Raw genomic sequence first — 12,786 nt, 5'->3', positions numbered from 1 at the left:
CGATCCTGTCCTTTTGCGCAAAGCAGCCCTGACCCAGCCGCCATGCCGGTGCGACAGCCCGGCCGATGGTCCGGCACTAAGATCGGCCTCGACCTATAACACCGGCCTGGCCGCGCAAGGCCACGGCGGCCTGCCGATGCCCGGCTCCAGGAGGAGACAACACCCATGTGGGACATCGCACTGCTCATGAGCGCCGCCTTCGTGGCCGGCGCGCTCAATGCCGTTGCCGGAGGCGGCAGCTTCCTCACCCTGCCCGCCCTGGTCTTCACCGGCGTGCCGCCCGTGGCCGCCAACGCCACCGGCACCGTCGCCCTGCTGCCCGGCTACATGGCCGGTGCCTGGGGCTTTCGCCAGGACATGGAGCCGCCGCCCGGCCTGGGCATGCGCGGCGTCATCCTGCTGTCGCTCATCGGCGGCTCGCTGGGCGCGGCCCTGCTGCTGGTCACGCCAGACCACCTGTTCCGCAAGGTCGTCCCCTGGCTGCTGCTGGCCGCCACCGCCATGTTCGCCTTCGCGCCCCAGCTCAGGCGCATGGCATCACGCGGCAGCGCCGAGCATGCCGCCCATGCATCGCCCCTGAAGGCCGGCGCCGGCATGCTGGCCGTGGCCATCTACGGCGGCTACTTCAACGGCGGCCTGGGCATCCTGCTGCTGGCCCTGTTCGGCCTGCTGGGCCAGACCAGGCTGCATGCCATGAACGGCATGAAGAACCTGGTCTCCGCCCTGCTCACGGCCATTGCCGTCGCCATCTATGCGGCCGGCGGCGTCGTGCAGTGGGAGCAGGCCCTGGTCATGATGATCGCCGCCACCGCAGGCGGCTACGGCGGCGCCCGCCTGGCGCGCCGCATCCCGCCCGAATGGCTGCGCGCGGGCATCGTGCTGACGGGGCTGGTGATGGCGGGGGTGTTTTTCTGGAGGCAGTGAGGCCTGAAAGCTACTTCTTCGACGCCGCACTCTGCGCTGACTTCGATACGCGCTTGCCTGTGGATTTTTCCGGCGTCGCCGCATCCGTGTCTGGCTGAGGGCCGCGCTGTGGCAGGGCCAGGGCTTGCGCAAGCGATTGCAACCGCTCTTCGATACGCTTCACGGTTTCCAGCGTTTCGTCACCGACGCGGGTATTCAGATTCATTTGCGAACTACCGCTGTCCATGCCCGAAACGCGCGGCGCCGCAAAGGTCTGCTGTAGCCGAGACACGACCTCGGCAGTCATTGAGCGCCGGTTCTCTTCAGAAGCGGCATCCAGCAGATCCTTCAACTCCTGAGGGATACGCATGTAGATGGTTGGGTCGTCGCGTGCCATCCGCGCACTTTGCCATGGAACACGCTTGCCATTTTCTATGCACAATGCATAGAATATTGAGTGCATAGATCGTGCATAGAAAGCCCGAGTCATTGAAGCGACGACAAAGGAATCGATATGGCTGCGTCACGACACCCAACGAACAAGCCCTGCACGATGGACACCGCTGCCTGGCCCACCATGCAGCAAATGATCGCCCTGTCCATTGCCCGCGCAGAGATGGGGCTGGTTGCCCTGATCGAAACACGCTGTGCCGACAGGGACTGGCATGACGCGGATGTAGAGGTGGACCTGGCCGCAGACCTGGCGCTGAATCACATCCGGCAAATTCGGCACAAGGTATTCGAGGACGCCAGCGAATTCGACAACGAGTGGTATCTCGCCCGCGCAGCCATCGCCCTGGCAGCCCAGGCCTTCAACCGGCCACAGAGCCTCTACGCCCGGCGCCTCAAACTGCTCTTGCAACTGTTTGATGAAGCACCGTCCTTTGTGGAATACGCGGAGCATGGCCCGGAAGGTTGAATGCAGAGGCTTCTCTGTCGCCTCCAAGTCAGCAGCCTTTCTGAGCTGCCTAAGCGGCAACGAACCTGAGCGCCCCCCCCCCGCGCCGGGCGGCTCCGTTTTCTGAGTTGCCTACGCGGCAGCGAACCTGTTCAGCGGGCCGATGGTCCGCGCCCTGCTTTTCTGAGCTGCCTACGCGGCAGCGAACTTTTCGAGGAAGGCGCCGGCCCAATCCTCCAGTTTCTGAGCTGCCTACGCGGCAGCGAACCCGTGGCGGGTATCGATCCGAGCCCCCGGCGGTTTCTGAGCTGCCTATGCGGCAGCGAACGTTCCACGGCTACGAGCCGGGGGAGGGGGTCATTTCTGAGCTGCCTATGCGGCAGCGAACTGCCAGTTCATGGTGTGTCCTCAGATTGCATCTTTCTGAGCTGCCTATGCGGCAGCGAACGCAACTACCGACCGCGACCTGGCGATCAAGCATTTCTGAGCTGCCTATGCGGCAGCGAACACAAGCCCGCCAGGCCCCAGGGGTCGCCGTCATTTCTGAGCTGCCTATGCGGCAGCGAACGGTGGGATGCCGAGGTGTTCCCGCGCGGCACTTTTCTGAGCTGCCTATGCGGCAGCGAACGGATGGCTGCGGGGTGATCATCTAGACCTCCTTTTCTGAGCTGCCTATGCGGCAGCGAACTGCAGCGCCTTGCGCAGATCGGTGTCGGCCGGTTTCTGAGCTGCCTATGCGGCAGCGAACGACGTCATGGCGGGCCGGTTTGAAGCCGCCGTTTTCTGAGCTGCCTATGCGGCAGCGAACTCGCGTGAGGGTGGTGGGGATGAGTTGCAGCATTTCTGAGCTGCCTATGCGGCAGCGAACACTGGCTGGAGGAACACGCGCTGAATCCCGAATTTCTGAGCTGCCTATGCGGCAGCGAACGTCACTGCAGCTGGAGGCTACGTCGCTACGAATTTCTGAGCTGCCTATGCGGCAGCGAACCCAGGCCTCGCCATCCCAGCGTCTGGCCCCAGTTTCTGAGCTGCCTATGCGGCAGCGAACGTGGAGGTTCGCCCGCGCCGACGGCGACCCATTTTCTGAGCTGCCTATGCGGCAGCGAACCCAGCGACCCATGTGGTTCTGGTAGCGCCAAATTTCTGAGCTGCCTATGCGGCAGCGAACGTCGCCCACGAACTGCGCCCAGGCCTTCTGCGTTTCTGAGCTGCCTATGCGGCAGCGAACGAAAGGCATCAACCCCTCCTCGCCCAGAGTCTTTTCTGAGCTGCCTATGCGGCAGCGAACAACATTGACCTGAAAACGGGCTGGGGAACTGATTTCTGAGCTGCCTATGCGGCAGCGAACTAGGCAAAAAATTCCCTAATCCATTGATTTTGAAAGAGCTTTCACCTCCAGCTGGCGAACACCCCAAATTCCGGGGCATCCGCCAAGCTGTTGATTTACAAGGCAGTCTTCAGGCCGCCAGAAAAAGGGTCAGAACCAGGGAACAGCAGTTCCCAGGCTCAGCCCGTAGGTGTTGAAGCCTTCCTGGCCCGCCGTTCCCTGCACCGCTTTCTGCTCCACGAACAGGCAAAACGGCTGGCCGGTGCTGGCGCTGCGCAGTTGAACGTAGGGCAGGTCCGGGGTGCGCTCCACGCTGTCGGGGATGGCGGCCGCGGCCTGTTCAGCGGTTTCTCCCTTGCGCCGCATGCGGCGGCGGCGCAGGCGGTCGGGGCTGGTCTTGAATTGCCGGCGTTGCACCAGGTAGGGCACGGCGCCCTCTGGCACCAAAGCTGGCGGCGTGCAGTGCACGTGATCGCGCATGCCCTGCAGCCAGGGCTGTTCCATCAGACCGCGCAGCGCGGCTTCACTGCCATGCAGGCGCAGGATGGTGCCCAGAGTGCGTGGACGCAGGCTGTAGCCGGGAAAGCTGATGCCTATGTCAGCGCTGCCCAGTTGCACGAGCGCGCGGTGCAGCTTGGCGACCAGCGCGCCCAGCAGGTGGGCGTGGCTGAATTCCGGGTCAGGCAGCAGCGTGATGTCGATGTAGTGCGAGGTCATGGCCATCAGCTCGCATCGCCGAAGACGCCGCCACGGATCAGCACGGCCATCACGAAGTGCTGCTGCTCGACGGGCGGCACCTTGTCCTTGAGCAGCCAGTCGTCCAGCAGGGTGTAGAAGTCCTGCTTTTGCTTGGGCTGGCGCCAGGCCTTGCCCTGGGTAGTGACGGAGCCGTAGGGCTCGACCGCGATGGGTCCCAGGTCCTGCGCGCCGTCGTACCAGGTGTCGATGGTGCGCAGGGCGTTGCCGATTTTCTGGGAGTGGATGGCGGCGACCTCCTGGCCTTTTTCCCCGATCTGGTAGAGCGTCTTGCTCTTTTTGGTGCTGCCCTTGTCAAGGATCAGTTCCTGCGAGGGGAAGACTTCCTGGCCCGCGCCCAGGCGCACAAAGGCGGTGATCTGCAGCAGCACATGGGCATTGCCCTCAAGCCCCTGCGCGATCACGCTGCCCAACGCAGCCACTTTCTCGTCAGGCTGCTCCAGCGTGCGCAGGTTGTGGGCCAGCGCATCGAACGACCATGCCTGCCCGGCCTTGCCATCCTTGAGCTGCACCACCTGCACCTGCACGCTTTCCGCGCCCACGCGGTTGCGCCACAGAAAGCGTCCGTTCGCCAGGTTGGCCGCATAGCGGTTGGCCAGTTCGGCAAAGCCCTGGGCCGAGGCATAGGCCTGCACCGTTTGCGCGAGCCTGGCCTGGTATTCGGCGCTGTTGCAGGCAGACGGGGTGCCTGCGCCAGACAGCACGCGCAGCGTGAACTGCACCTTGAGCGTGTCGGCATCGGCGGGCAGGGCTGCCACGTCCACGGTCTGCAGGTTGGGGTTCTCGATGGCAGCGTCGAGCTTGGCCGGGTCCTGGTCCTTGGTCTTGAGGCGGTTGGAGATGGTGCCGCGCACGGATTTCTCGCGCAGCTTGACGGAGGGCCAGGAGGCGGAGGCCGCCCGGTCATCCCAGTTGCCTGCGTGGAAGACGGCGTCAGAGGGGTCGAGCTTGCGTTCGAAGGCGAGGACGGATGCGGTCTTGAGGGTGCTGGACATGGTGTTCAATCCTTTGGCAATACGGTGTGAAAGGCGGCGGTGCAAGGACGCGGGTCAGGTGTATGCATAGCTGTCGTCGTCTTCCTGCTCCTGGGCTGCGGCGTCGTCAGGGTCGGCCACGGCTGCGGGGTCTGGGACGTAGCCGCTGCGGCAGCGGTAAAGGCCCCGCTTTTCATCGGTGTGCGCATGCCACAGCAGTTGCTCCAGATGGGTGAGGCGGTGCGGGCTGATCCATTCGCCCAGCGAGTAGACCGACTCCACGAAGCGCAGCGGCGTGGTGGCATCGCGGGCGTTGAGCACTTCGCCTGCGGCATGTGATGGCGAGAGTGCCGCATAGCCCACGGGCACAGGCACGATCCAGCCGCTGCCGGGGCCGCGCCAGGGATCTGCCCATGGATGCTTGCCATCGGCAGGCGGGGGCTGGCCTTCGGCCGCTGCCACGGGCTCATGGTTGAAGCGCGATGCATGCAGCCAGGCGTCGAGCAGCGTGGTGTGCGCCGCTTTGTCGCGCAGCCTGTGCAGGCGGTCGGCCAGCAGGTCGTCACGCCCCACCAGGGCGAAGCCCGGCAGCCACTGGCGCCGCCATTCGCGGAACTGGCGGCTGCGCTCGGTGGCGTCTTCTGCCAGCACGGCCAGCCTGGGGCGCACGCGCCTGCCGGGTGCGGCACGTGATGGCAGCAGGCTGCCGCCGGCCACGCGCATTTGCGACAGGATTTGCCCGGCTTCATCGGCCCATTGCTGCATCGGCTCGGCAGCGCTTTGCACCAAGGTCGGGGCCGAGTTGGAGCCGGGGTCGCGTTTTTCCGAGACGGTGAAGACCAGGGAGATGTCGAGGTGAATGCGCCCTTCCTCCACGATGGCGGCGGTGCTGCCGTCTTTGTCCACCGGGTTGCGCGTGAGGTTGAAGCTGCGCACATAGCCCTGCGTCACCTGCTCCTGATGGTGGTGGCAGACCACGCCCACCGCGTGCAGGCGCAAGGGGATGCCGGCCTGCGCCAGCTTGCGCTCCAGCGCCCACATCAGGCCGGTGAAGGCGGTGATGGAGGGGAAGCCGTGCGTGAGCGGGCTGGAGATGGCGTTGGCGTTTTGCACGCGCAGATGGGGGAAGGTCAGGATGGCCTGCGGTTGTGGCGATTGCGTCATACCGCGCCCCCCCTGTGCATCACCAGTTCATCATGCGTTTTGCGGATAGGGATATAGGCCGGGGCGTCCAGCCTTTTGCGCAGTTCACGCAACTGCTGCACAAAACCATCCTCATCGGTCAGCAGTTCTTTCCGCCACACACGCGCCTCGGCGTCGCCCACAGGCAACTGGCCGAACAGCTGGCTGTTGAGCCAGTTGGCAAAGCGCTTGCCTACCTCGGCAGGCCAGTCCATCCAAAGCCATTCGCGGGCGAAATCTGCCTCATCGCGCAGTTCGGCCCGCAATGGGTCCAGCCACAATTGCTCTTCACGCACCAGCTTGCCGAAGCGTTCCGAGTCGCAGCTCCAGCCAGCTGGCAGGGCCTGCTGCACTTCGCCGGCGAGCGAGACCATTTCATCGATCAGCGCATCGACGAAGGCCTCGCGGCGCTCGCGCGTTTGCAGGTTGGGCTCCGGGTCGGTCGCAAGGAAGGCACGCAGCTTGCGCACCGTGCTGCGCACCTCGGGACGGCCGATGAACAGCTTGTCGAACACGGAGCTGGCATGCACCGGCAGCCGTACATCGCTACTGCGCCAGACCGGTGGCAGCGAAGCCAGCAGGTAGTTGACCCCGCCACGCTCGCTGTTGAGCTGGGAAATATTCTGTGGCTTTGTCCCTCCCATCTTCTGGACGGCCAGCCCCGGGTAGTCATGTAAGACGCCGTCATGCGCCTTGCGCTCGCGCCGCGCCTGCCGGGCCGCCTTGTTGCTTTCCCCAAAGCGGTCTTCCTGCACCTGTGCATGCACGGCATGCGCCAGCGAGGTGGCAAACAACGGCGCCAGCAATTCATAGCCTTCATCGGCACAGGCATCGCTGCCCGTCAGCCAGTACAACTGCTTGGCCCGCGTGTGCGAACTGGGTGCGCCCGCGCGCGGCTGGGTCAGGCCGACGAAGGCATCGCGCAAGCCCATGGCCTGCTGCGGGTCCTCATGCAGGGCCTGGAGCGCGCCCGGGTCTTGCTCCAACAGCGCGGCCAGCAGGCTGGTGCCGTCCACCTCGACCTTGAGGAACTTGTAGACGTCAAGCGCCGCCGCATTGCCCACCACGTCGCCGGCGAATGACTGCCCCAGCGCATGGCTGCCCAGTTCCTGCAGCACGGGCAGGCTGGCCGGCTCCACATAGAGATTGGTGCCGCGCGCGTCGGGGTGTATGGGTTTGAGGGAGTGGGTGACGGCCTGGATTTGATCGACGCGCTTGGCAGCACTGGCCACCCAGGTATCACGCAGGAATGATGCGACGAGTTCGTCGCGCTGAGGATCGTCAGGCTTGAGCTTTTCGAGCTTGGATTGCAATCGTTCTTGCAGGAACTGGTCGATTGCCGCACGAAAACCTGCCTTGCGCCCTGTTGCCGGGGCGTTGGACATAGGGATCACCTTTCGTGAGAAATGAAAGATAATTCCCCGGTCAGCACAAACCGACCGGAGAAAGTGGAACTGACGGCAAGCCGTCAACGAACTAATAAGGTGACGTGGTTGCTAATCACTGTTCCTCCAATCCTTTGGTAGCCTGGAAGCTGGTGTTGATGGACCGTCGCCGTTGTGGAGCAGCGGCGACGGCTCCTATTGTGGAGTGGGCTTTATGCAAAGTCAAACCATACCTCAGTGATCGTGTTCCGAGAAGGAAGCTCAGCAAATACCGCAGTGGTGGTGCTCTTTTTCTGCCGTGTAGGCAGCTATGTTTTCGGCAGCACCAACATGCAAACCGCCAGCATTACTTCTTAAGGCCGGATGACGCTGGCATATCGCACGTGCAGAAAACTTCAAGCACACCGAACACGTGAAGATAGGAGCAGGAACATGACGAGGAACGGCATGCGCCCCATACACCCAGGTGAAGTCCTGCGCGAGGACTACCTGAAGCCCATGGACATGAGCGCCAACGCGCTGGCCAGGCACCTGCACGTTCCCGCCTCGCGCGTGAACGACATCGTGCTGGAGCGGCGCGGCATCACGGCCGACACGGCGCTGCGGCTGAGCCGCTTCTTTGGGGGCGACGCCCAGTCCTGGCTGAACCTTCAGACCGCCTACGACCTGCGCACGGCAGAGCTGAACGCGGAGTTGCAGGCGTCCGTGAGGCAAGTTCATCCGATGCAGCTGCATACCGCCTGATCCTCAGGCACGGCCCACAAAGCCCAGCACGCCATGCCAGCGCCAGCCCTGTGTCTTGTCGGGCAGGCTGGCCGTGGCGTACTTGCTTGCACAGGCATCCAGCGCCAGCCCCTTGCCCTGCGCCAGGGCAAGCAGTTCATGCATCAGGTCGGCCTGCCCCCATGCAGTGACAGACCCCTTCCGTGGGTCCAATGGCTCCCGGTGCAGCAGGCTGTCCTGCACCAGCACATACAGCTTGTCACCCCGCCGCTGGCCATCGACCACGCCGTGCAGTTGCAGGCCCTCTTCCTCCTCGTCCGGCAGAAACACCACATCCACGCGCGGCAGCGGGTCGTAGCGGAAGCGCTGGAACTGCGGCAGCAGGCCCGTGAGCCAGAAGCAGGCTGGGCTGGCCCAGTGCAGGCTGGCGGCGCGCAGCACCGGCGTGGCATCCGGGCTGTCTGCGGGGCGCGGCAGCATGGTGTCGTGCATGCGGGCGTGTTCCAGGTCCACGAGGTTCCTGGCCGGGTGGAACTGCTCCCTGGCCACTTCGATGCGGGCGCGGGCATCCACGGGCCAGAGGGGCTCGCCCTTGGTGTGCTTGGCCAGCAGCGATTGCAGGTCATGCGAGCGCAGGTGGAAGTACCGCGCCGTGTCCGCCTTGTCATCCACCGGCTCCATCTCGAAACCCGGCTTGCAGAATGCCGCCCTGCCTGGATGCTCGAAAGCGCGCAGGTTGCTGTCCAGCACCCGCATGTTGGCCTCCTGCACCGCACCCGGCCGGTGGCGCCGCACGCGTCCGGCCAGCTGGATCAGCGAGCGCATGGACGAGGGCTCGACCACGGCCCAGTCATAGTCATGGTCGCGGCCCACTTCGGTGACGGGGGAGCCGAGCACGATGAAGAGGTGATCGGCCTCATCGTTGGCATCAAGCAATGCGCGGATGGCCGGCCTCTGGAAGATGGGGTCTGCGCCGTCGGGGGAGCGGCGGTCCAGCACAGTGTCCAGGTGCCGCTCGATGCTGGAACGCGCCAGCAGCGGAAATTGCGAGTGGTAGACGCACAGGTGCACACGCACGCCCGGTGCAGGAGCGCCCTGGCCATACATGGCCAGGGCCACGTCGAACAGCGGTTCGATGTTGGCCATGCGGATGAGGCCGAAGCTCACGCGCTTGCCGCTGGCGGGATCGATGCCATGGTTGCCCGGCTGCTGGTGCAGCTGCCATGCATGCTCCAGCGCGATGCGCGCAAAATCCCGGCGCCGCGCGGCCGGGTCCAGCCCCTGCCAGCCGGCAGGCAGGGGAGCGATGGCAGCCAGGCGCCGCACCTCGGCCCGGGCGAGCTGGGCCACGCGCTTTTGCACAAAGCCTTCATGGCCTGTGCGAAACCCTGCGCCATCGGCGCAGTCCAGTGCCTGCTGGTGGAACTCGTCCACCCACAGGCAGCAGATGGCCACGGGCTCGCCGGGCCGCTCGCCGCGATGGCGCTGGAAGATCTCGCGCCCGGCGCGGTAGGCCAGGTAGAGCCCCTCCACCAGCGCTGGCGGCAAGGTGGCCGAGGACAGCAGCACGCGCGAGCCCAGCAGGCCCGCCCAGTGCACGAGCCGCGTGAGCGCGGGCAGGTCGGCCATGTCGAAATCATCGGGCTCGTCCAGTACCAGGTCGCCCGTCATGAGGCGCAGCATGGGCGCGATCTGCCGGCCGCCGCGCAGGCTTTCGGTGGCGGGCGTGAGGTGGTCCACGGTGCAGGCCAGCACGGGCGCGGCGATCAGCGAGCGCACCTGCGCATCGTCGGTCAGGCGCTGCAGCAGTGGGTGCTGGTCATTGCCGTCGAACAGGACTTGCCCGCCTTCGTCGAGCAGCGCCTGGCGCGAGGCCGAACCCGTGGCCTCGGCCTGCGCTTCCCAGTACTCGAACAGCGCGCGGCTGGCCGCGCCGCCGACCTTGATGGCGAGCTGGTCGTCGCCCAGGCCCAGGTCGTTCTGGAACACCCGCCCCGTCTGCAGCGTGAGCGTGCGCAGGCCGATGGCGAAGGCACAGCGCATGCCCACGCCCGGGTCGGCCAGCGCGTTCATGATGCGGGCATTGCCCAGCGTCTTGCCGCAGCCGGTGGAAGCCATGTTGACGATGAAGCCGCCCTGGCTGGCGGCCCGGTGGCGCACGCTGGCAGCCAGGTCGGCAGCCTTGTCCTGCCACTGGAAGCGCGCGTTGCTGCTGCGCTTCTTGAGGCCGCGATGGCTGCGCAGTGCCGGCAGGCTGCGCGCCAGCGTGGGCAGCGAGCGCGCCACCAGCGTGGCATGGGCCTGCACGCCAAGCAGGTGCTCGTCCAGCGTCTGGTTGAAAGCGGACGCGGCGCCTGGAACTGCACTCTTGCGCCGGGTGTTGGCGTACAGCGGATAGCCCGCGTTGCGGAAAGGCTGGCGGCGCGCTTCGTCCTCGATGCTGGAGTAGTGGTGGTCGGCCAGCATCAGGCACAGGCGCGAAAGGTGCAGCGTGAACGGATCGCCCAGGCTTGCAGCGTCAAGCGACCGGCCCGTCAGTTCCTGCAGTTTGAGCGCATAGCGCGCCGCCTGCTTGCGCCAGGCGGCCGTGGCCACCGGAAGGCCCTGCGGGAAGTCCCAATGGGAGCGCACTTTCGCCGGGTCGGCTTTCTCGCGCGGCTCGTTCCAGTCGGCGCTGATGCACTGCAGCAGTTGCTCGATCTCATTGCTGTTGACGAAGCGCGGGCGCGCGCCGAAGCGGCACCATTGGCGGCGGTCGGGCTCCAGATCGTCGTCGGACTCCTGCCGGCCTGCAGCGACCGGCATGCAGGGCAGCCGATGGTGTGTCAGAACCAGCCAGGCCACGGCGGTGGCCAGCGGCGGCAGCGCCTTGAACGGCAGATGCTGGCTGGCCTGCGGCTCGTCCAGGCCATCGCGCAGAAGGCGGCCGCTGCGGTGATCCAGCCATTGCGCCTCAAAGGCCCGGGCATCGGCGGCCTCATCCACACAGGCTGCCAGCCTTTGCAGCCATGCCGCGTCGCCGTCGCCGCCCACGAAAGCCTGGAACAGCCGCACCGACACCCATTCATGGCGGTAGTGGTTGCGCTCGCGCAGGCCAGGATTCTTCAGCCGGTCCTGGAATGCCTGGGTGGCCTTGCCCAGGTCATGCACCAGGGCCGCCAAAGCGGCCAGCGCCGTGATCAGTGGCAGGTGGTGCCAGTGGCTTTCATCTTCGGCGCGCAGCACGTTGCTGGCCGAGGTGTTGGTGGGCACGGCGCCTTCGGCGTTGAACTGGCGCCCGTCGCCTACGATCCACAGCAGTTCACTGTGGTCACGTCCGCGTATCCAGTGGCAGGCCACGGCGGTGTTCTTGCGCGCGCTCTGGCGCAGCAGCTTGCGCACGGTATCGAGCCCGGCCGCCGTGATGGGTGTCTGCCAGGTGCGGTCGCCGCGCCGCTCGGCAAACTGGTCGAGGATGCGGCGCGTTTCGGTGAGGGCGCGCTTGCTGCACTGGGAGACGAAGAGCACGTTCATGTGCCGCCCTCTTGCGCAGCGCCGGGCGTTGTGGGCGTGGTGGGCGCGCCGGCCATGCGCGCCGTGTCGACGGCAATGCGCTTGAGCGTGTCGATGATGAAGTCCAGCGATTCGCTGCGCGTAAGGGCCTCTATGCATTGGCGGCGAAATTGCGGCTCGTCGTCGCCGCGCATGGCCGACAGGAAGGCCTGGGGCAGGATGGCGGCATCCTTGACCAGGTCGGCCGCATCGAACACCAGGCCGCCGCGCCGCGTCTTGCCATGCAGAACGGCCAGACCGTGGGGCAGGCCCAGCACCCAGGTGGCCGTGGCGCCCAGTCCGTAGGCCAGGTAGTTGCCATGGTCCAGATAGCGGTTGGCTGCATCGGTGCCGGTGCCGCGCTTGGCGCGCGTGAATTCGCCATATCCCACGGCGTCCACGGCGAGCTTGAACAAGGCCTTGGTTAGCCGTGCCTCATCGGTCAGCAGTGTCATGACATCGGGCGCATTGGCCATCAGCGCCGCAAATTGCTGCACCAGCGCCTTGAGGCGCTCCATGTCCACGGCAAAGCCGGATTCACGCAAGGCACGTGCACCCCATTCCTGCTGCAGCCGCTGCAATCGCAAAGCCTGCAATTGTTTGGCGGCATGCAGGCGCAGTTCATCGTCAAACCAGAATTGGACCCAGGCCTGCAGGTATTCAGTGGGGCGGTACTCGCTTTGCGGAGTGAGCCAGGCGACTTCAACGTCAACTTCATTGGCGCTGAACAAGGGCGTTCCACCGCCGCCGCAAAAGCCCACCAGCACCCCAGCCTTGGCCAGCTCCCGCATGGCCGCCTGCGTGATGGAGGTGCCGGTGCCCAGCAGGATGCTGGTGGTGTTGGCAATGGGAATATTCCAATACAGGCTGCGCTTGCCGGCATCGGTCACATATTCCACCCGCCCGCCATTGACCAGGACACGGCAGTGCTCAAGGTAATAGATGTTGGCGCGCTTGGAATGGAGAATGGTCTTGAGATCCTGGCCCTTGATATCCTGCATTGCAGCCTCCCGCAGGCAGTTGTATCAAATTGCCAATCCCCTTCAATGGCCTGTCCCAGGAACAAAAAAGGCGCCTTGCTTCCACAAGGCGCCTTTCTTTACATCC

The 12,786-nt window shown here is 65.4% G+C and carries 10 protein-coding genes and 1 CRISPR repeat array; of the genes, 3 read left to right on the top strand and 7 right to left on the bottom strand.

Annotation, left to right across the window (positions count from 1 at the left end; translation table 11 throughout):
* Nucleotides 1–165: 165 nt before the first annotated feature.
* Nucleotides 166–924, top strand: a complete 759-nt coding sequence (locus tag ACF8NF_RS07245; protein WP_244387560.1) for a sulfite exporter TauE/SafE family protein — start codon at nt 166–168, stop codon at nt 922–924.
* Between the two features lie 10 nt (nt 925–934).
* Here the strand turns inward: ACF8NF_RS07245 and ACF8NF_RS07240 are convergent, their stop codons facing one another.
* On the bottom strand, nt 935–1,300 hold the full coding sequence (locus tag ACF8NF_RS07240) for an Arc family DNA-binding protein (protein ID WP_244387562.1): 366 nt from the start codon (nt 1,298–1,300) through the stop codon (nt 935–937).
* A 156-nt stretch (nt 1,301–1,456) separates the two neighbouring features.
* Here ACF8NF_RS07240 and ACF8NF_RS07235 point away from each other — a divergent pair, with 156 nt between their 5' ends.
* Complete coding sequence (locus tag ACF8NF_RS07235; protein ID WP_034367332.1) at nt 1,457–1,822, top strand: hypothetical protein; 366 nt, start codon at nt 1,457–1,459, stop codon at nt 1,820–1,822.
* Between the two features lie 37 nt (nt 1,823–1,859).
* Nucleotides 1,860–3,149: direct repeats of the CRISPR family, unit length 28 nt; unit sequence TTTCTGAGCTGCCTATGCGGCAGCGAAC.
* A 129-nt stretch (nt 3,150–3,278) separates the two neighbouring features.
* Here the strand turns inward: ACF8NF_RS07235 and cas6f are convergent.
* The 4 genes from cas6f to csy1 are packed head-to-tail and all read right to left on the bottom strand — an operon-like array spanning nt 3,279 to nt 7,425.
* Nucleotides 3,279–3,845 carry a type I-F CRISPR-associated endoribonuclease Cas6/Csy4 gene (cas6f, locus tag ACF8NF_RS07230; RefSeq protein ID WP_034366869.1) on the bottom strand — a complete coding sequence of 189 codons (567 nt, stop codon included), beginning with the start codon at nt 3,843–3,845 and terminating at the stop codon, nt 3,279–3,281.
* Nucleotides 3,846–3,850: 5 nt separating this feature from the next.
* On the bottom strand, nt 3,851–4,879 hold the full coding sequence (gene csy3 / locus ACF8NF_RS07225) for a type I-F CRISPR-associated protein Csy3 (RefSeq protein ID WP_034366809.1): 1,029 nt from the start codon (nt 4,877–4,879) through the stop codon (nt 3,851–3,853).
* Nucleotides 4,880–4,933: 54 nt separating this feature from the next.
* Complete coding sequence (gene csy2 / locus ACF8NF_RS07220; protein WP_034366812.1) at nt 4,934–6,022, bottom strand: type I-F CRISPR-associated protein Csy2; 1,089 nt, start codon at nt 6,020–6,022, stop codon at nt 4,934–4,936.
* A complete protein-coding gene (gene csy1, locus ACF8NF_RS07215) occupies nt 6,019–7,425 on the bottom strand; it encodes a type I-F CRISPR-associated protein Csy1 (RefSeq protein WP_034366815.1) in 1,407 nt (468 codons plus the stop codon). The genes csy2 and csy1 overlap by 4 nt, the downstream gene beginning before the upstream one ends.
* Nucleotides 7,426–7,857: 432 nt before the next feature.
* Here csy1 and ACF8NF_RS07210 point away from each other — a divergent pair, with 432 nt between their 5' ends.
* Nucleotides 7,858–8,169 carry a HigA family addiction module antitoxin gene (locus tag ACF8NF_RS07210; protein WP_034366817.1) on the top strand — a complete coding sequence of 104 codons (312 nt, stop codon included), beginning with the start codon at nt 7,858–7,860 and terminating at the stop codon, nt 8,167–8,169.
* A gap of 3 nt (nt 8,170–8,172) precedes the next feature.
* Here ACF8NF_RS07210 and cas3f read toward each other — a convergent pair whose 3' ends face one another.
* Both cas3f and cas1f read right to left on the bottom strand, forming a co-directional pair.
* Entirely contained in the window at nt 8,173–11,661 is a 3,489-nt protein-coding gene (gene cas3f / locus ACF8NF_RS07205) for a type I-F CRISPR-associated helicase Cas3f (protein ID WP_392450333.1), read from the bottom strand.
* Complete coding sequence (gene cas1f, locus ACF8NF_RS07200) at nt 11,658–12,680, bottom strand: type I-F CRISPR-associated endonuclease Cas1f (RefSeq protein WP_252651529.1); 1,023 nt, start codon at nt 12,678–12,680, stop codon at nt 11,658–11,660. Before cas1f ends, cas3f begins: the two co-directional genes overlap by 4 nt.
* Nucleotides 12,681–12,786: the final 106 nt, after the last annotated feature.

It is taken from the genome of Delftia sp. WSY_22, from assembly GCF_043104185.1.
In the GTDB taxonomy this organism is placed as follows: domain Bacteria; phylum Pseudomonadota; class Gammaproteobacteria; order Burkholderiales; family Burkholderiaceae_C; genus Comamonas; species Comamonas tsuruhatensis.
The sequence above is the reverse complement of the archived record's forward strand: the minus strand, read 5'-3'. Positions and strand labels throughout refer to the sequence as shown.

Bases quoted from the DNA above. Each gene is read 5' to 3' on its own strand.
- ACF8NF_RS07245 (WP_244387560.1), top strand. From the start codon at position 166: ATGTGGGACATCGCACTGCTCATGAGCGCCGCCTTCGTGGCCGGCGCG.
- ACF8NF_RS07240 (WP_244387562.1), bottom strand. From the start codon at position 1,300: ATGGCACGCGACGACCCAACCATCTACATGCGTATCCCTCAGGAGTTG.
- ACF8NF_RS07235 (WP_034367332.1), top strand. From the start codon at position 1,457: ATGGACACCGCTGCCTGGCCCACCATGCAGCAAATGATCGCCCTGTCC.
- cas6f (WP_034366869.1), bottom strand. From the start codon at position 3,845: ATGACCTCGCACTACATCGACATCACGCTGCTGCCTGACCCGGAATTC.
- csy3 (WP_034366809.1), bottom strand. From the start codon at position 4,879: ATGTCCAGCACCCTCAAGACCGCATCCGTCCTCGCCTTCGAACGCAAG.
- csy2 (WP_034366812.1), bottom strand. From the start codon at position 6,022: ATGACGCAATCGCCACAACCGCAGGCCATCCTGACCTTCCCCCATCTG.
- csy1 (WP_034366815.1), bottom strand. From the start codon at position 7,425: ATGTCCAACGCCCCGGCAACAGGGCGCAAGGCAGGTTTTCGTGCGGCA.
- ACF8NF_RS07210 (WP_034366817.1), top strand. From the start codon at position 7,858: ATGACGAGGAACGGCATGCGCCCCATACACCCAGGTGAAGTCCTGCGC.
- cas3f (WP_392450333.1), bottom strand. From the start codon at position 11,661: ATGAACGTGCTCTTCGTCTCCCAGTGCAGCAAGCGCGCCCTCACCGAA.
- cas1f (WP_252651529.1), bottom strand. From the start codon at position 12,680: ATGCAGGATATCAAGGGCCAGGATCTCAAGACCATTCTCCATTCCAAG.